13 protein-coding genes are annotated in these 18,579 nt (G+C 66.8%); 9 read left to right on the top strand and 4 right to left on the bottom strand.

Going from position 1 to position 18,579, the window contains the following annotated elements; translation table 11 throughout:
- The first annotated feature begins 11 nt into the window (after window positions 1-11).
- From AC3IR9_RS08495 to AC3IR9_RS08475, 5 genes are all read left to right on the top strand, one after another.
- A complete protein-coding gene (locus tag AC3IR9_RS08495; RefSeq protein ID WP_489295298.1) occupies window positions 12-1,355 on the top strand; it encodes a peptide MFS transporter in 1,344 nt (447 codons plus the stop codon).
- On the top strand, window positions 1,352-3,547 hold the full coding sequence (locus AC3IR9_RS08490; protein WP_489295297.1) for a TonB-dependent receptor: 2,196 nt from the start codon (window positions 1,352-1,354) through the stop codon (window positions 3,545-3,547). Before AC3IR9_RS08495 ends, AC3IR9_RS08490 begins: the two co-directional genes overlap by 4 nt.
- A 184-nt stretch (window positions 3,548-3,731) precedes the next feature.
- Window positions 3,732-4,775: an N-acetyltransferase DgcN family protein gene (locus AC3IR9_RS08485; RefSeq protein ID WP_489295296.1), complete on the top strand. Its 1,044-nt coding sequence runs from the start codon at window positions 3,732-3,734 to the stop codon at window positions 4,773-4,775.
- On the top strand, window positions 4,772-5,773 hold the full coding sequence (bla, locus tag AC3IR9_RS08480) for a class A beta-lactamase (RefSeq protein ID WP_489295295.1): 1,002 nt from the start codon (window positions 4,772-4,774) through the stop codon (window positions 5,771-5,773). The genes AC3IR9_RS08485 and bla overlap by 4 nt, the downstream gene beginning before the upstream one ends.
- Window positions 5,770-6,894 carry a YkvI family membrane protein gene (locus AC3IR9_RS08475; RefSeq protein WP_489295294.1) on the top strand — a complete coding sequence of 375 codons (1,125 nt, stop codon included), beginning with the start codon at window positions 5,770-5,772 and terminating at the stop codon, window positions 6,892-6,894. Before bla ends, AC3IR9_RS08475 begins: the two co-directional genes overlap by 4 nt.
- Before the next feature lie 40 nt (window positions 6,895-6,934).
- Here AC3IR9_RS08475 and AC3IR9_RS08470 read toward each other — a convergent pair whose 3' ends face one another.
- Entirely contained in the window at window positions 6,935-7,846 is a 912-nt protein-coding gene (locus tag AC3IR9_RS08470) for a LysR substrate-binding domain-containing protein (protein WP_489295293.1), read from the bottom strand.
- Window positions 7,847-8,098: 252 nt separating this feature from the next.
- On the opposite strand from AC3IR9_RS08470, the gene AC3IR9_RS08465 reads away from it, so the two are divergent.
- Genes AC3IR9_RS08465 through lpdA form a run of 4 tightly spaced genes read left to right on the top strand, consistent with a single transcriptional unit; the run spans window position 8,099 to window position 13,149 of the window.
- A complete protein-coding gene (locus tag AC3IR9_RS08465; RefSeq protein ID WP_489295292.1) occupies window positions 8,099-9,349 on the top strand; it encodes a 3-methyl-2-oxobutanoate dehydrogenase (2-methylpropanoyl-transferring) subunit alpha in 1,251 nt (416 codons plus the stop codon).
- Window positions 9,350-9,393: 44 nt separating this feature from the next.
- The gene (locus tag AC3IR9_RS08460; RefSeq protein ID WP_489295291.1) at window positions 9,394-10,398 is read left to right on the top strand and encodes an alpha-ketoacid dehydrogenase subunit beta; all 1,005 of its coding nucleotides are present in this window, start codon (window positions 9,394-9,396) and stop codon (window positions 10,396-10,398) included.
- Between the two features lie 3 nt (window positions 10,399-10,401).
- Window positions 10,402-11,739 (top strand): dihydrolipoamide acetyltransferase family protein, encoded by a 1,338-nt coding sequence (locus AC3IR9_RS08455; RefSeq protein ID WP_489295290.1) that lies wholly within the window; start codon window positions 10,402-10,404, stop codon window positions 11,737-11,739.
- Window positions 11,740-11,742: 3 nt separating this feature from the next.
- On the top strand, window positions 11,743-13,149 hold the full coding sequence (gene lpdA, locus AC3IR9_RS08450; protein WP_489295289.1) for a dihydrolipoyl dehydrogenase: 1,407 nt from the start codon (window positions 11,743-11,745) through the stop codon (window positions 13,147-13,149).
- Between the two features lie 110 nt (window positions 13,150-13,259).
- Here the strand turns inward: lpdA and AC3IR9_RS08445 are convergent, their stop codons facing one another.
- From AC3IR9_RS08445 to guaA, 3 genes are all read right to left on the bottom strand, one after another.
- Complete coding sequence (locus AC3IR9_RS08445; protein ID WP_489295288.1) at window positions 13,260-15,713, bottom strand: M20/M25/M40 family metallo-hydrolase; 2,454 nt, start codon at window positions 15,711-15,713, stop codon at window positions 13,260-13,262.
- 185 nt (window positions 15,714-15,898) lie between these two features.
- The gene (locus AC3IR9_RS08440; protein ID WP_489295287.1) at window positions 15,899-16,843 is read right to left on the bottom strand and encodes a DUF5655 domain-containing protein; all 945 of its coding nucleotides are present in this window, start codon (window positions 16,841-16,843) and stop codon (window positions 15,899-15,901) included.
- A gap of 126 nt (window positions 16,844-16,969) precedes the next feature.
- Window positions 16,970-18,550, bottom strand: coding sequence for a glutamine-hydrolyzing GMP synthase (gene guaA / locus AC3IR9_RS08435; protein ID WP_489295286.1), 1,581 nt, complete (start codon window positions 18,548-18,550; stop codon window positions 16,970-16,972).
- Between the last annotated feature and the right edge of the window lie 29 nt (window positions 18,551-18,579).

The following is an 18,579-nucleotide window of genomic DNA, read 5'->3' as shown; positions in this document are numbered from 1 at the left end:
ACGCCCCAGTGATGACCGTCGATGACCCCTGCAAGGCCTGGTTCGGGCAACCGCCAGGCCTGACCATCCTGTTCCTGACCGAGATGTGGGAGAAATTCTCCTACTTCGGCATGCGTGCGCTGCTGGTCTATTACATGACCAAACAGCTGCTGTTCTCGCAGGAACAGGCGTCGATGGTCTATGGCCTGTACACCGCGCTGGCATACCTGACCCCGGTGTTCGGCGGGCTGCTCGCCGACCGTTGGCTCGGCAAGCGGCGTGCGGTGATCATCGGCGGCGCGGTGATGGCCTTCGGCCATTTCCTGATGGCCTTCGACGCCTTGCTGTATCCGGCACTGCTGGCGATCGTGCTGGGCAACGGCCTGTTCCTGCCGACCCTGCCCGGCCAGGTCGGCGACCTGTACCGGCGCGAGGACCCGCGCCGGGGATCGGCGTTCAATGTGTACTACGTCGGCATCAATCTCGGGGCGTTTCTCGCCCCGCTGATCTGCGGCACGCTGGGCGAAGTGTATGGCTGGCACGTCGGCTTCTCCGCTGCGGGCATCGGCATGCTGCTGGGCCTGGGGATCTACATCGCCGGCCGCCGCCACCTGCCGCCCGATCCGCCGCGCAGCAAAGGCGCCACGCTGCCCTTGTCGGCGTTGTGGCAACCGGCCTATCGCCCGCTGCTGCAGTTGATGGCGATGGTCGCCGGTCTGATCGTGGTGTTCCGCCTGGCCTACGAACAGATCGGCAATACCATCGCAATCTGGCTGGACACCGGCGTCGATCGCGCGCTGAGCGCGGATTTCACCGTGCCGATGACCTGGTTCTTCTCGCTCAATCCGCTGCTGGTGTTTGTGATCACCCCATTGCTGGTCCAGCACTGGACCCGGCAGGCGCGCAATGGCCGCGAGCCGGCGGCGCTGACCAAGATGGCGATCGGCGCAGCCGTGGTTGGCCTGTCGTTCGCGCTGGTGGCGGTACTCGGCGGCGAGCCGTCGGCCAAGGTCGGCTGGCTCTGGGCCGCGCTGTTCTTTGCGATCTTCACCTTCGGCGAGTTGTTCATCCTGCCGGTCGGGCTGGGCCTGTTCGCGCGGCTGGCGCCGGTGGGCTTTGGCGCAACGATCATTGCGTTCTGGTTCCTCGCCTCGTTCGGCGGCAACCTGCTGGCCGGTGCGGTCGGCACGCTGTGGTCGACCCTCTCCAGCACCGCCTTCTTCTCGCTGATGGCCGGCACCTGCCTGCTGGTCGCCGCCCTGCTGCTGCACCTGGAGCGACGCTCACGCGTGTTGCTTGCGGGTAACCCGATGCACGCGCCACCGCCTGACCCTGTCCCTGATTCCGGAGAGCCCGCCACATGTGCACGACGATGAACCGTTCGATCCTCGCCACCACCATCACCCTGTGCTGCATGGCCCTGGCAACCCCGGCCACAGCACAGCAGGCCGAGGCCGACGGCAGCGCCAAGGTACCGGATGTGGTGGAGCTGGACCGCGTGGTGGCGACGGCACAGAAGCGCAGCGAGAACGTCATGGAAGTGGCCGCCGGCGTCAGTGTGATCAGCGAAGAGCGCCTGGAAGCGTTCGGCGCAACCCGCTTGAACGACTTTGCCGCCTACGTGCCCGGCTTCCAGGTCGACAGCGGCGGTGCGCCCGGCCAGACCACGATGGCGTTGCGCGGCGTGGCACCGCTCGGCGGGGGCTCGATCATCGGCACCTACATCGATGAAACCCCGATCGGCCCGAGCAGCAACAAGCAGCGCGCGACCACCTATGCGCTGGACCTGCTGCCCTACGACATCCAGAGCGTGGAAGTCCTGCGGGGTCCGCAGGGCACGCTGTACGGCGCCAGTTCGATGGGCGGCCTGTTCAAGTACATCACCAAGGCGGCCGACCCGGATGCGGTCGAGTTCCGCGCCGGCATGGACGTCAATGCAACCAAGGAAGCTGGCGACGTGGGCACCGGCGTGCGCACCTCGTTCAACGTGCCGCTGGTCGAAGGCAAGGTCGGCCTGCGTGCCAGTTTCTCGCGCCAGGGCACCCCCGGCTATGTCGACCAGCCCGATCTCAGTGGCAGTGACGCCAAGGACAGCAATGGCTACTACCAGCGGGCCTCGCGCCTGGCCCTGACCTGGCGCATCAACGACAACGCCAACCTGCGCGTGCAGGCCCTGTCGCAGGTAGTGGATGCCGACAACTCCAGCGCGGTGGGCCTGACCTACCCCACGCTCGCACCGATCCGCGGCCCGCTCGAAGGCATCCTCAAACGCGCCACGCCGTACCGGATGGAAACCGACTATTACTCGGCGATCCTGGACTGGGATCTGGGCAAGGTCGATTTCGTGTCGGCGACCAGCTTCTCCGAATCGCGGATGGACGAGGTGCAGGATTCCACCCTCGTGTATGGCGCGGCGTGGCCGTTGCTGACCCCGTATCCGGCGGGCCAGGCACAGTTCGACGTGTTCCTCGGCACCCGCAAATGGACCCAGGAGTTCCGCCTGAACTCCAAACAGGACGAACGCTTCGAATGGCTGCTGGGTACCTTCTTCACTGGTGAGAAGAGCGCCAACCGCCAGCAGGTCAGCGCCTACGATGCGAGCGGCGGGCCGCTGCCGTTCAACCCCGGCACCGCCAGCCTGCCCGGCACCTACGACGAGCAGGCGATCTTCGCCGACGTCACCTACAAGTTCAGCCCGCGCTTGGACCTATCCGCCGGCGTGCGCCATGCGCGCAACCAGCAGGATTTCCAGCAGCACAGCGTCGGCCTGTTGTACGGCCCGCGCCCGATCGACCTGGCCGATTCGGCCGATGACAGCGTGACCACCTGGAAGCTGGCCTCGCGCTGGCACTTCAACGACAACGCGATGCTGTATGCCCGCTACGCAACCGGCTACCGTCCCGGGGGCCCGAACGTGTCCACCTCCGGCGTGGTGCCGATGACCAAGGCCGACACGCTGGACAACCTTGAGCTCGGCTTCAAATCGCACTTCTGGGACCGCCGCGCGATGATCGATCTGGCGCTGTTCCGCATCGACTGGGACGACATCCAGGTGCGCGTGAGCGAAAACGGCCTGAGCTGGATGGGCAACGCCGGCAGCGCCCGCAGCCAGGGGGCGGAGCTGAGCTTCATGGTCCGTCCGGCCGATCGCCTGACCGTGGGCCTCAACGCGGCCTACATCGATTCGACCATTGGCGACGTGCCGGCCTCCAGCGGCCTGGTCTCGGGCAGCCGCATGCCGATGACCCCGCGGCTGAGCTGGTCGGGCACCATCGACTACGACATCGATGTCAGCGACCAGTGGCACGGCCGGATCGGTGCCGGCTACCGCGTCACCGGCAAACGTGTGGCCGGTGCTTACGAAATCGACAGCTACAACGCGCTGGACCTGCATGCCGAGCTGACCAACATGACCTGGACCGTGCGCCTGTATGCGCGCAATGCCACCGACGAACGCGCCTACGTCTCCACCGGCGCGGTGCGCGATGCGCTCAACCGCTATGTCGCGGTCACCGGCGTGCCGCTGCAGCCGCGCACCATCGGCATGTCGATCGACTATCGCTACTGAGTGCGGACAGAGGGGTACAACGCACCCGGCGCGTCCTTGCGCCAGGTGCGTAACGGAAATAAATATCCTAATTAGGTTGAATATTCTCTAATTAGGATCTATACAACACCGAGGGGAGCCGTCCGATGACGCCCCACTACCGCCCCTCCGCGTTTTTCCGCCCTCCTGACTACTGGACCCCGTCATGACCTCGACCCCCACCGCTGACGTGCACGCACTTGCCGCCCTCCCGCAGCCGTACCTGCTGTTCCTGGGCGACACCACCGAGGCCGGTTTCGCCAAGACCGCGATCGGCCTGCACGACTGGGCCCCCGAACGCTGCGTCGCCGAATGGAGCCTGCCGGGCTGCCCGATCACCACCGGCCTGCCGACGATGTCGCCGGCCCAGGCCCGCGAGGCCGGCGCCCGCGCGCTGGTGATCGGCGTGGCCAACGGCGGCGGGGTGATCACCGCGGCGTGGCTGCCGGCGCTGGTGGAAGCGCTGGAACAGGGCCTGGACCTGATCAGCGGCATGCACCAGAAGCTCGGCGATGTCCCCGAGCTGGCCGCGGCCGCAGAACGTGCCGGGCGCCAGCTGATCAACGTGCGCGTGCCACCACGCGGCATTCCGGTCGGCAATGGCCGCAAGCGCAGCGGCAAGCGCGTGCTGACCGTCGGCACCGACTGCGCGCTGGGCAAGAAGTACACCGCGCTGGCGCTGGTCCAGGGCCTGCGCGAACGCGGCGTGGATGCCGATTTCCGCGCCAGCGGCCAGACCGGCATCCTGATCGCCGGCAGCGGCATTCCGATGGACGCGGTGGTCGCCGATTTTTCCGCCGGTGCCGCCGAACTGCTCAGCCCGGACGCGGCCAACGACCACTGGGATGTCATCGAAGGCCAGGGCTCGCTGTTCCATCCGGCCTACGCAGGGGTCAGCCTTGGCCTGCTGCACGGCAGCCAGCCGGACGTGTTCGTGGTCTGCCACCAGCCCGGCCGCAGGCATGTGCTCGGTTATCCCGACTACGCGCTGCCGTCGATCGAGGATGTGATCGCATTGACCGTGCAGCTGGGGCGCCGTACCAATCCGGACATCCGTTGCATCGGTGTCAGTCTCAACACCCACGGCATGACCGAGGAGGCCGCACTGGCCGCCTGTGCCGAGGTGACCGCGCGTCTTGGCCTGCCTGCGGCGGACCCGATGCGGGACACTAGTGGTTTCAATCGCCTGCTGGAGGCTTGTATCGCATGAAGATGACGTCCCCAACCCTGCGCCTGTGTGTCGCGCTCCTGCTGGGCCTGAGCCCGCTTGCCGCCTTCAGCGCCGGCCCCCGCCCGGTTGAAACCGAAGTGGCACGCCTGGCCACCCTGATCGACGGCAAGGTCGGTGTCTCGGCCTGGCGCCTGGACGGCCAGGGCGAGCAGGTCCACCTCAACCCCGACGAGGGGTTCCCGATGGCCAGCACGTTCAAGGTCGCGGTGGCCGCGGCGATCCTGGCCAAGGTCGATGCGGGCGACCTGGCCCTGACCACGATGGTGCCGGTACCGAAGTCGTTCTACGTCGATTCGGAAGTGATCGCCGACCGCTTCATCCACGAAGGGGTCGCCCTGTCGGTGCACAACCTGCTCGAGGTGATGCTGACCCAGAGCGACAACACCGCCACCGACGTACTGGTGGCACAGGCCGGCGGACCGGCCGCGGTCACCGCCTGGCTGCGCGCGCAGGGCATCCAGGACCAGCGCCTGGATCGCAACACCCAGCAGCTGCTGATCGATATCTTCGGCCTGGGCAAGGGACCGCTGACCAAGGAACGCGTCGCCGAACTGGAGCTCGACCCGGAAGTGGCCAAGCGCAGGACGGCGGGCATGGCGGCATTCGACAACGATCCGCGCGACACCTCCACGCCGCGTGCGATGTCCACGCTGTTGACCCGGTTGTTCACGGGCAAGGCACTGAGCCCGGCCAGCACCGAGGTACTGGTGCAGGTACTGGAGCGGTGCCGTACCTGCAGCGCACGCCTGCGCGGCAGCCTGCCGCCGGGCACCAAGGTGGCCGACAAGAGCGGCACCGTGGCGGGCACCGTCAACGACGTGGGTGTGGTCACCCTGCCCGACGGCAGCCGGTTTGCCATCTCGGTGTTCGTCAAGGCCAGCACCGCACCGCGCAGCGAGCGCGAGCGCGTCATCGCCGAGATCGCACGCACCGTGCGCGACTTCTACCTGCTGCAGCCCAAGGCCTCCGGGAAATGACCGCCACCGCCAGCCGGTTCCAGCGTTATCTTCTGCCCGGGCTGGCGTTCAAGTCGGCGGTGATCGGTGGCGGCTACGCCACCGGTCGTGAGCTGGCGGAGTTCTTCCTGCCATCGGGACCATGGGGTGGCCTGGCCGCGATGCTGTTGTCGATGGTGATCTGGAGCGTGATCTGCATCCTGACGTTCCTGTTGGCACGGGCCATCGGTGCCAACGACTACCGCACCTTCTTCCGGCATCTGCTGGGCCGTGGCTGGTGGACCTTCGAGGTGGCCTACCTGGCGCTGGTGGTGGTGGTGCTGGCGGTGTTCGGCGCAGCAGCGGGCGAACTGGCCGCCACCATGTTCGGATCGCCGCGGATCGTCGGCACCCTGCTGCTGGTGGTGGTAATCACCACGGTGGTGCAGGCCGGCACCACGGCAGTCGAACGGATGTTCAAATGGATGTCGGCCTTCATGTACCTGGTCTACGCCATTGCCGCCTGCCTGATCCTGTACCGCTTCGGCGGCGGCACGATGACGCAGCTTTCCAGCACCCATGATCTCGGCCCGGGCTGGGTGCTCAACGGCGTGACCTACGCCGGCTACAACATGTTCGCGGCGGTCTCCATCCTGCTGGTGGTGCGCCATCTGCTGCACCGGCGCGACGCGGTGATCGCCGGGGCCCTGGCCGGCCCGCTGGCGATCCTGCCGGCGATCGTGTTCTACCTCTGCATGATCGCGTTCCTGCCGGACATCGCCGATGCCGCGCTGCCCTCGGACCTGATGCTGGGCCAGCTCGGGCTGCCGTGGTTCCAGTGGCTGTTCCGCCTGATGATCATGGTGGCGCTGGTGGAAACCGGGGTCACCCTGATGGCGTCGGTGGACGGCCGCATCGGGGCCAACTGGAAAGAGCGCACCGGTGCCCCGCCAGGACGCGGCATCCGCGTGGCGATCATCGCCGCGCTGCTGCTCGTGGCGGTGTTCCTTGCCGATGCCATCGGCCTGGTCGCGCTGATCGCGCAGGGTTACCGGCTTCTGGCCTACGCGATCCTGGCCACCTACGTGGTGCCGCTGCTGGCGTACGCGCTGTGGCAGGGGTGGACACGCCGGGAGCAGGCATTCCAGCGGCCCGCGGACTAGGCATCGGTCCGCGCCCTGCCCTCGCATGCGTTACCGGCCCTCATCCGCCACAGGCAAAGACCAGGAACCGATGCAGCGCGCGCGCGGGCGCCGGCAGCTCCTGGTCCGGTCGCCAGACCAGGCCGACCTCCATCGGCGGCACCGCGTCGGACAAGGTACGCACGTCGATCCTGCGCCCCTCCAGCGACCACGGCCGATAGACCATGTCCGACAGGATGGTGACCCCGAAACCGTAGGCGACCATGCCCCGCAGCGCCTCCAGCGAGGAGGTGCTGAAGGCGACGTTGGGGTCCAGCCCCACCGATCGCCAGTAGCGCATCGCCGACGCCTGGCCCTCGTCGACGGTCAGCATGATGTAGGGATACGGCGCCACGTCGGCCGGGCCGATCACCGGCAGCTGCAACAACGGATGCGACTCGGCCAGCCACAGCTGGCGGCGCGAACGGATCAGCACCTGCCGCTTCAGCACATAGGGCTCGGCCATGTTGGAAATGATGCACAACCCCAGGTCGAGCTCGCCCTGGGCCACGCCGCGCTCGATGGCGACCCGGTCCATGTCGTGCAGCTCGATCTCCACCTGCGGGTAGGAGCGCTTGAAACGTGCCAACAGGCTAGGCAGGAAATAGCCGAGCACCGTGTACGACGCGCCCACCCTGACCGTCCCCGGCAAGGTGTTGGCCAGGAACATCGGCTCGCTGAGCGCGTCCTGCAGCGTGTCCAGGACGTGCCGTACATGCTGGTGGAAGCGGTGCCCCTCGGCGGTCAGGACGACCCCGTGCGGGAGTCGATCAAACAGCTTGAGCCCCAGCAGGGCTTCCAGCTGGGCCACGGCGGTGGTGATCACCGACTGGGAGACGTGCAATTTGCGCGCGGCCTGCGAAAATTGCCCCAGTTCGGCCGCCTCGGCGAAATAGCGCAGTTGCCGCAGGGACATGTTGGCGGGAATTTGCATGCACGGCTCCTGGCGGGCGAAGATATCTGAATAAACAATACCTCATAGTCAATTAAACACATTTACGATGCACGGCGCTGCCTCTAGCCTTCACCATGGATGTACTGCGCCCCCACCACATCGCGCTCCCCCACACACCCTGTCGCGGCAACGTCCTGCCCGGATATCGAACGCGTCACCATCGCCATTGCCGTCGCCCCCCACCGGCGGCATGCCTGCAACTCCATGACCATGCCCAGCGAGGCCCCTGACATGTCATCACCCCAGATTCCAGCCGCGAGCGAACCGCTGCGCCTGCACGTTCCCGAGCCCAGTGCGCGTCCTGGCCAGGCCACCGACTTCTCCTACCTGAAGCTCAGCCCGGCCGGCGCCGTCGACAAACCCGCCGTGGACGTCAGCGCCAGCCAGACCGCGCCCATGACCGCCCAGCTGATCCGGGTTCTGGATGACCAGGGCGAGGCCATCGGCCCGTGGGCGGCCGATATCGACGAGGCGGTGCTGCTGCGTGCCATGCACGCCATGCTCAAGACCCGTGCCTACGACGCGCGCCTGCTGATCGCCCAGCGCCAGAAGAAGACCTCGTTCTACATCCAGTGCCTGGGCGAGGAAGCCATCGCGGTCGGCCAGACCCTGGCATTGCGCGATGGCGACATGCAGTTCCCGACCTACCGCCAGCAGGGCATCCTGATCACCAGGGACGTGCCGCTGGTGGACATGATGTGCCAGGTGCTGTCCAACGCGGCCGACCCGCTGAAGGGCCGCCAGCTGCCGATCATGTACTCCTACAAGGACCATGGTTTCTTCTCGATCTCCGGCAACCTGACCACCCAGTACATCCAGGCGGTGGGCTGGGCGATGGCCTCGGCGATCAAGGGCGACACCCGCATTGCGACCGCCTGGGTCGGTGACGGGGCGACCGCCGAAGGCGATTTCCACGCCGCGCTGACCTTCGCCCATGTGTACGCCGCGCCGGTGATCCTCAACGTGGTCAACAACCAGTGGGCGATCTCGACCTTCCAGGCCATTGCCGGCGGCGAGAACACCACCTTCGCCGCCCGTGGCGTCGGCTACGGCATTCCGTCGCTGCGCGTGGATGGCAACGACCTGCTGGCCGTCTACGCCGTCTCGCGCTGGGCGGCCGAACGCGCCCGCAGCAACCTTGGCCCGACCCTGATCGAGTGGGTTACCTATCGCGCCGGTCCGCATTCGACCTCGGACGATCCGTCCAAGTACCGCCCCGCCGACGACGCCCAGCACTTCCCGCTCGGCGATCCGATCGAGCGCCTGAAGCAGCACCTGATCAAGCGCGGGCTGTGGAGCGAGCAGCAGCACGAACAGGCCCGCACCGAGCTCGATGCCGAGGTCCTGCGTGCCCTCAAGGAAGCCGAGACCCACGGGTTGCTCGGCAGCGACAACCGTCCCGGCGCGGCGCTCATGTTCGAAGAAGTCTACAAGGACATGCCCGAGCACCTCCGTCGCCAGCGTCAGCAGTTGGGAGTCTGAACACCATGAGCGGGACTGAACTACACACTTCCGGCGGATCGCCGATGACCATGATCCAGGCGCTGCGCTCGGCGATGGATGTGATGCTGGAGCGCGACAACAACGTCGTGGTCTTCGGCCAGGACGTGGGCTACTTCGGCGGCGTATTCCGCTGCACCGATGGCCTGCAGGCCAAGTACGGCAAGCAGCGCGTGTTCGATGCGCCGATTTCCGAAAACGGCATCGCCGGCGCGGCGATCGGCATGGCCGCCTACGGCCTGCGCCCGGTCGCGGAGATCCAGTTCGCCGACTACATCTACCCGGCCTACGACCAGATCGTGTCCGAAGCGGCGCGCATGCGCTATCGCTCCGGCGGCATGTTCACCTCGCCGCTGGTGTTCCGCACCCCGTGCGGCGGTGGCATCTACGGCGGCCAGACCCACAGCCAGAGCCCGGAGGCGATCTTCGCCCACGCCACCGGCCTGCGCACGGTGATGCCGTCCAACCCGTACGACGCCAAGGGCCTGCTGATCGCCTCGATCGAAAACGACGATCCGGTGATCTTCCTGGAGCCCAAGCGCCTGTACAACGGCCCGTTCGACGGCCACCACGACCGCCCGGTCACCGCCTGGTCCAAGTACCCGGACAACCTGGTGCCGGAGGGCTACTACAACGTGCCGCTGGACAAGGCCGCCATCGCCCGCGAAGGCAAGGCGCTGACGATCATCACCTACGGCACCACCGTGTGGGTGGCCAAGGCCGCCGCCGAAGATGCCGGCATCGATGCCGAAGTGATCGACCTGCGCAGCCTGTGGCCGCTGGATCTGGAGGCCATCGTCAGCTCGGTCAAGAAGACCGGCCGCTGCATCGTGCTGCACGAAGCCACCCGCACCTGCGGCTTCGGCGCCGAGCTGGTCGCGCTGGTGCAGGAGCACTGCTTCTACCACCTGCAGGCCCCGGTCGAACGCGTTACCGGCTGGGACACCCCCTACCCGCACGCGCAGGAATGGGACTACTTCCCGGGCCCGTCCCGGGTCATCGATGCAATGCAGCGCGTGCTGGAGGACTGAACCATGGGACATCACGTCATCAAGATGCCCGACATCGGTGAAGGTATCGCCGAAGTCGAACTGATCACCTGGAAAGTGGAGGTCGGCGGCCAGGTTGCCGAAGACCAGGTCGTGGCCGAGGTCATGACCGACAAGGCGATGGTCGAGATCCCCTCGCCGGTCGCCGGTACCGTGGTCTCGCTGGGCGGTGTTCCCGGCCAGATGATGGCCGTCGGCAGCGAGCTGATCCGGATGGAGGTCGAAGGCGCCGGCAATGCCAGCGCCGCCAGCGCACCGGCCGCGGCCACGGCTGCCGAACCGGTAGTGGCGCCGAAGGCTGCAGCGCCGGCCGTTGCGCCTGCGCCCGCCGCCGAGACTACGCCGGCCGCAGCCGCTGCCAAGCCCGCCGCTGCACCCGCCGCTACGGTGAAGCATGACGAGCGCGGCGCGGTCACCAACGGCGTGCTCAATGCCGGTGAAGCCCCACTCGCCTCGCCAGCCGTGCGCCGCCGCGCCTGGGACCTGGGCATCGAGCTGCGCTACGTGCCGGCCACCGGCCCGGGCGGCCGCATCCTGCAGGCCGACCTGGAGGCCTATGCCGCTGCGGGCGGCAAGGCCCAGCCGGTAGGCGGCAGTGCCGGCGGCAGCAGCTACGCGCGGCGTACCGGCGAGCAGCAGGTGCCGATCATCGGCCTGCGCCGCAAGATCGCGCAGAAAATGCAGCAGTCGTGGTCGACCATTCCGCATATCACCTATGTGGAAGAAATCAACGTCACCGAAATGGAGGCCCTGCGTGCCAAGCTCAACGAGCGCTGGGGCAAGGAGCGCGGCAAGCTCACCCTGCTGCCGCTGCTGGCGCGTGCGGTGGTGCTGGCCGCGCGTGACTTCCCGCAGATGAACGCCCGCTTCGACGACCAGGCCAACATCGTTACCCGCTATGAGGGCGTGCAGCTGGGCATCGCCACCCAGAGCGAGGTCGGGCTGTCGGTGCCGGTGGTCGCACACGCCGAGTCGCTCGACCTGTGGCAGACCGCCACCGAGATCGCGCGCCTGGCCAACGCCGTGCGCGTGGGCAAGGCCACCCGCGAGGAGCTGTCCGGGTCGACCATCACCATCAGCAGCCTCGGCCCGATCGGCGGCGTGGTGTCCACGCCGATCATCAACCATCCGGAAGTGGCGATCGTCGGGGTCAACCGCATCATCGAACGTCCGATGTTCCGCGACGGCCAGGTGGTCGCCCGCAAGCTGATGAACCTGTCGTCCTCGTTCGACCATCGCATCGTCGATGGCATGGACGCGGCCGAGTTCGTGCAGGCGATCCGTACCCGCCTGGAAGCCCCGGCCCTGTTGTTCGTGGAGTAAGCGATGTCCAATACCATTGAAACCCAGTTGCTGGTCATCGGCGGCGGCCCCGGCGGTTACATCGCCGGCATCCGCGCCGGCCAGCTTGGCGTCAAGACCATCGTGGTGGAGGGCGTCAACCCGGGCGGCACCTGCCTCAACATCGGCTGCATTCCGTCCAAGGCGTTGATCCATGCCGCCGAGGAATTCGCCAAGGTCACCGCCTATGCGGCGGGCACCTCGCCGCTGGGCATCAGCGTGCAGGCCCCGGCGCTGGACCTGGCCAAGACCGTTGCGTGGAAGGCCGGCATCGTCAAGCGGCTGACCGGTGGGGTCAGCGCGTTGCTGAAGAAGAACGGCGCGCAGCTGATCAAGGGCTGGGCCACCATCGTCGACGGCAAGACCGTCGATGTGGCCGGCGCCGGCGAAGACGGCGGCACGCTGCGGATCACCTGCGAGCACCTGCTGATTGCCAGCGGCTCGGTGCCGGTGGAACTGCCATTCCTGCCGTTTGGCGGTAAGGTCGTGTCCTCCACCGAAGCACTGTCGCCGACCACGCTGCCCAAACAGCTGATCGTGGTCGGTGGCGGTTACATCGGCCTGGAGCTGGGCACGGTGTACCGCAAGCTCGGCTGCGAGGTCACCGTCGTCGAAGCCCAGGAGCGCATCCTGCCGGCCTACGATGCCGAGCTGACCAAGCCGGTCGCCACGCACCTGGAGAAATCCGGCGTGAAGCTGCTGACCGGGCACAGCGTGCTCGGCCTGGCCGACAACGGCCAGCTGCGCGTGCGCGACAAGGACGGTAACGAAATCGCGCTGGACGCCGACCAGATTCTGGTCGCGGTGGGTCGTCGCCCGAAGACCGACGGCTTCAATCTCGAATCGCTGCAGCTGGATCTGACCGGCAAGGCGATCAGGATCGACGACCAGTGCAAGACCTCGATGCGCAATGTGTGGGCCATCGGCGACGTGGCCGGTGAGCCGATGCTGGCGCACCGGGCGATGGCGCAGGGCGAACTGGTGGCAGAGATCGTCAGCGGCAAGAAGCGCCACTTCGTGCCGGCCGCGATTCCGGCGGTGTGCTTCACCGACCCGGAGATCGTCGTGGTCGGGCTGTCGCCGGACGAGGCCAAGGCACAGGGCATCGAGACCAAGGTCGCGCTGTTCCCGTTCGCCGCCAATGGCCGTGCGATGTCGCTGGAGTCCACCGATGGCTTCGTGCGCGTCGTTGCGCGCAGCAGCGACCACCGCATCCTCGGCTGGCAGGCCGTGGGCGTGCAGGTGTCGGAACTGTCGATCGCCTTCGTGCAGTCCATCGAGATGGGCGCCACGCTGGAGGACATCGCCGGCACCATCCATCCCCACCCGACGCTGGGTGAGGCGGTGCAGGAAGCGGCACTGCGTGCGCTGGGGCATGCGTTGCATATCTGAGGCGCCCTGTGCCCAGGCAATAAAACAAACGGCCCGCACTGCGGGCCGTTTGTCTGTGTCGTTTGCACGAATCGAAACGCGGTGACGATGCACCCTGCCCCAACCGGCGACTAGCGAGAGCCGCCTTGCGGGGCCACGCGGGTCGAGCCCACTATCCAGGTCATGTCCGAGGTGGCCCACGGCACGATGTGCGACGACCTCGCCGGCAACGGCGACGCATCCCGCGGCCAGCCATCGATCCCGGCTGCGACCTGCACCTGGATCGGGCCACTATCGGCCGGCCAGCGCAGTTCGATCCCGTCCGGGCCCGGTGCCTGCCAGCGCAGCCGCGACCAACGTCCCGCCTCGTCCAGCAGCGGCGCGTCTTCGCCCTGCAACTGCACCTTGGGCACCGCCGCAGCGCTCATCAGGCGCACGCGCAGATCGCGGGTACCGGCCGGTGCCCGTATGCGCAGCACCGACTGGCCCGTCGCAGCATCCTGCGACTGTTCAAAACGCACCCGTTCGGCAACCGCGATCGCATCGGCCTGGGTTGCCCATGCCTTGGTCAAATCCAGTACCGGTATGGGAAGGCGGGCTGGCTCGCCGTGCGCGACGCCCAATGCACGCCGGCTCCAGTCCGACAGCTGCGGCAGCACGCTGACGCGGTGGTACTGCTGGTTCTCCGGATCGGCCACGAAGATCACCTGGGACAGCGCCGGATAGCGCTCTGGATCGGCGCGGTTGAACGCAGCGGCGGTCAGTACGCCCGCGGCCACCAGCCCCGTGACAATGGCGGCGATGCCCAGCCAGCGCCCGCCATCGACCGCACGCACCCACGGCAGCAGCAACGCGGCCAGCCAGGCGAACGGCAACGCCAGCACCTCGGGGGTGCCGAATCCGATCGCCTCGAACAGCTGCAGCGCGAAGTGGAAGACATGCGCCAAGGCGAACGCGGTGATCAGCGCTGCAGCGATGACACGCGGCGCGGTCAGCGGCGTGTGCGCCGGCAGCAGCCAGGTAACCGCAGCCAGCGCCAGCAATGGCCACAGCAACAGAGGTGCCAATTCCGGCGCAAGCACCTGCACGACCGCCCCGATGATCCAGGCCACCAGCAATGCACCCAAGCGCACGCTTTCCCCGCGCACGGCGGTGCCCGCGCTGGTCCAGGCCAGCAGCGCCACCACCACACCCAACACCACCCCCACGACATCGAACCCACCCCGCAGAGAGGCGCACGCTCCGGCCAGCAATGCGAGCACGGCGGCGGGCTTGCGCGCCGCCTTGCACAGCGTCAGTGCACCCAACGCCAGCACCACGCCGATCGCCCACAGTCCCTCACCCGCCGCCAGCGTGGAGAACGCCGCCAGCAGGTCACGGTTGTTCACCAGCGTGGCATCGCCGCCGCCCAGCAAGCGGTACGACACGCGGACCGCCAGTGCGACGGACAGCAGTGCCAGCGGCCACCAGGCCACGCCGCTGACCACGCCGCGCCAGCCGCCCTGGCCGAAGCTCGCGCGCCGTGCGACCACCACGATCGCCAGCAGCCCGAATGCCAGCACGCACCAGCCCGACCACGTCGGCACGCTGATCATCCAGCCGCCGGGAAGATCGCTGTAGATCGCATCATGGGTAGAGACCGGCAGGGTCGCCGAGGTGGCCAGCCGACGCACCAGCGGCAGCACCTGTGCGCCCATGTGCTGCACGCTGCCCGGGTCCAGGTTGGCCACGCTGGCGCTGGCGGCGTGATAGTCGAACTGGCGGCCGATGATGGCGAAGTTGACCCCGGGAATGCCCTGCTTGGCCGGCACCGTGAAGTCGGTGCCATTGGGCATGTAGCGGTAGACGAAACCGGTCAGCGAGTTGCCCAGCGGCTGCGGCGCCTGCTTGGCGAAGGTGCTCAGCAGCGCGGCGTTGCCCGGGCCGGTTTCAAACAACACCGCACGGCCGCTGCTGCCGCGTGCCTCCAGATTGATCGCCGTGCCGATCCGGGTGGCCAGCGGGTGCGAGGCAAAGAACGCGCGGGCACCGAGCAGCCCGGCCTCCTCCGCGTCGGTGAACAGGAACACCACGTCGCGTTGCCGCGCATCCTTCTGCAGTGCACGGGCGATTTCCAGCATCACCGCCACGCCGAGGCCATCGTCGGCCGCACCGGGCGACTGGGCGACGGTGTCGTAGTGCGCCATCAACAGCACCGCCGGCAAGCTGCGATCGCGACCGGGCAGCACTGCAACGACGTTCTCGACATTGGCCGCCCGCACCCCGCGACCGTCGCCTGAGCCGTACTCCGCCGCCGCATGTGCGCGCTGCACCGACGCCTCCAGCCCCGCCTGCTGCAGGTGCGCAACCAGGCCATCGCGAACCCGTGCGGCCGCGGCCGAGCCGGTGGGATGCGGTTCGGCGGCAACCCAGTTCAGGTGCTGCATGGCCCGTGCGGCCGAGAATTCGGTGGCGGCGATGCTGGCCGGCTGCGCGGGCGGCGTCTTCTGGGCGCTCCAGGCCGACCAGACAGCGACGAGGATGCTCAGCAACAGCAGTGGCAGCGTGTAGTGGGCGACGCTGCGAGAGGCGTGCGAGGCGCTCATGCGCTTACCTCGCGATCAGTGGACGTTGCCAACCTGCAGTGGAGCGGCATCACGAGCACGGCGGGAATCCAGAAAGGACGACCTTCGCAGGATTACAAAGAGATTTCCGATCTGTCAAACATTTTTCTGATCAGCCAACCGCCAGCAGGGCGCTGCGGGCAGCGTTGGCCACCGTCATGAAGTCCTCAGCCCCGACCCTCGTATGCCTGAGCGATCAACGGCTTGGCTTGCTCAAGGTCGCCAAAATTGGCGATGGCAATTTCCAGATCACCGGTGCCCCAGTGACCAAACGTCCTCGCATCACGCATGTTGGGTGCCAGTGGCATGAGCAGATCGGGGTCGACATGCAGGAACAGAAGCAGACGACTCTTCTGCGGCACAACGGTCGCGAAGTTCTTCAAGCGTTTGAACGCCATGTACAACTTCAGTTCCTTACGCTGGACATCATCGCCAAGCGACCCGATGAAGTCATCCAATGAACTGACCAGCTCCTTCATGTCCTCCCCAAGCAACGCCATCCACTCCGCATAACTCCGGTCGCCGGTCGTTCCGACCGGCCGCAGTGCACTGGCGGGCTGCGCCTCGGCCTCCCAGAGACGGGACCGTGACTTGGTAGATCGACTGCTGCTGACCGCGTTGACCTGCTCGAAAAGCAGCAGGTCGGCGCCGAAGCGACGGTAGCGGATCAATTCCACGCTCTGATTGATCTGCTGGACCGCATGCGCATCGAACTTGGTGAAATCAGCAGCGATGCAGAGAACCCGGGGCGAGCTCCAATCAATCTGTGTGGCCGCGTCCATGCCGAGCGCATCCATCACCTGAAGCTTGAACTCGGCCTGGTGGTCCATCAACCAATCCAGGTAGTAGAGCCCCTGGTTGATCACGTTTTCACCAACGGAACGCTTGTACTCGAGAATGACGGGGCTGTTGTTCTCATCCAGGCCCAGCGAATCGATACGCCCCCCATGGGTTTTACCCGTCGCGTACTCAGTGGCGACGAAGCGGATGCCCAGCATGGGCAGCAGATTGGCCTCAATAAGCGACTGCAGGGGTTTCTCCAAGTCGGAGGAATTCCCTTGCAGCTCTGTCGCTTTGCCATCCACCAGCCTGAAAAGCTTGATGTCGCTCATTGCACCGGATTCCATTCGACTCTGCATGTAGCGTACCGGCAATCGGGCCGCCACGCTCCCTCGCACGTCAACGCCACCGCCCTTAGAAACAACAAGGGCGCCTCTCGGCGCCCTTGTCTTGTCAACTCATTCCCACTCGATTGTCGCCGGCGGCTTTCCCGAGATGTCATACACAACCCGCGACACCCCGCGCAGCTCATTGATGATCCGGTTGCTCACCGTGCCCAAGAAGTCATACGGCAGATGCGCCCAATGCGCCGTCATGAAATCGATGGTCTCCACCGCACGCAACGCAATCACCCACTCATACGCACGCGCATCACCGACCACGCCCACCGACTTCACCGGCAGGAATACCGCGAACGCCTGGCTGGTCTTGTCGTACAGGTCGGCCTTGCGCAGTTCGTCGATGAAGATCGCATCGGCCTTGGCCAGCAGTTCGGCGTACTCACGCTTCACTTCGCCCAGGATGCGCACGCCCAGGCCCGGGCCCGGGAACGGATGGCGGTAGACCATGCTGCGCGGCAGGCCGAGTTCGACGCCGAGGCGACGCACTTCGTCCTTGAACAGCTCGCGCAGCGGCTCCACCAGGCCGAGCTTCATGTGCTCGGGCAGGCCGCCCACGTTGTGGTGGCTCTTGATCACATGGGCCTTGCCGGTCTTGCTGCCGGCCGACTCGATCACGTCAGGGTAGATGGTGCCCTGCGCCAGCCACTTGGCGTTCTTCAGCTTGTTGGACTCTTCATCGAAGATGTCCACGAACAGGTTGCCGATGATCTTGCGCTTGGCTTCCGGGTCGCTCACGCCTTCAAGCTTGTCGAAGTAGCGATCGGCGGCATTCACGCGGATCACCTTGATGCCCATGCCGCCGTTCTCGGCTTCGCTGGCGAACATCGCCATCACCTGGTCGCCTTCCTGCCAGCGCAGCAGGCCGGTGTCGACGAACACGCAGGTCAGCTTGTCGCCGATCGCCTTGTGCAGCAGCGCGGCCACCACCGACGAATCGACACCACCGGACAGGCCGAGGATCACTTCGTCATCGCCCACCAGCTCGCGCACGCGGGCGATCTGGTCATCGATGATGTTGGCGGCGGTCCACAGCGCCTGGCAACCGCACACATCCACCACGAAGCGGCGCAGCAGCGCCTGGCCCTGCAGGGTGTGGGTCACTTCCGGGTGGAACTGCACGCCGTACCAGCGCTTCTCCTCGTTGGCCATCGCGGCCACCGGAATGCGGTCGGTGGTAGCGGTGACGGTGAAGCCCGGCGGCGCCACGGAAACGTGGTCGCCATGGCTCATCCACACGTTCAGGCGCGGCTCGCCGCCGTGGTCGCTCAAGCCCTTGAACAGCGCATCGGGGTGCACCACGTTGACTTCGGCGTGGCCGAACTCGCGCTGGTCGGCAGCTTCGGTGGCACCCCCGAGCTGGGCGGCCAGGGTCTGCATGCCGTAGCAGATGCCGAACACCGGCAGGCCGCTGTCGAACACTTCCTGCGGTGCGGCAGGCGCGCCCGGCAGGGTGGTCGATTCGGGGCCACCGGACAGGATGATGCCCTTGGCGCCGAACGCGGCAATGTCGGCCGGGTTGTGGTCCCACGCCCAGATTTCGCAGTACACGCCGATCTCGCGGATGCGGCGGGCGATCAGCTGGGTGTACTGCGCGCCGAAATCGAGGATGAGGATCTTGTCGTTATGGATGTTGGTCATGGCGCCCGGGCAATGCAGGAGTGAAAACG

Source organism: Stenotrophomonas sp. GL_101 (assembly GCF_057835675.1).
This window is presented reverse-complemented; position numbering and strand designations above follow the sequence as displayed.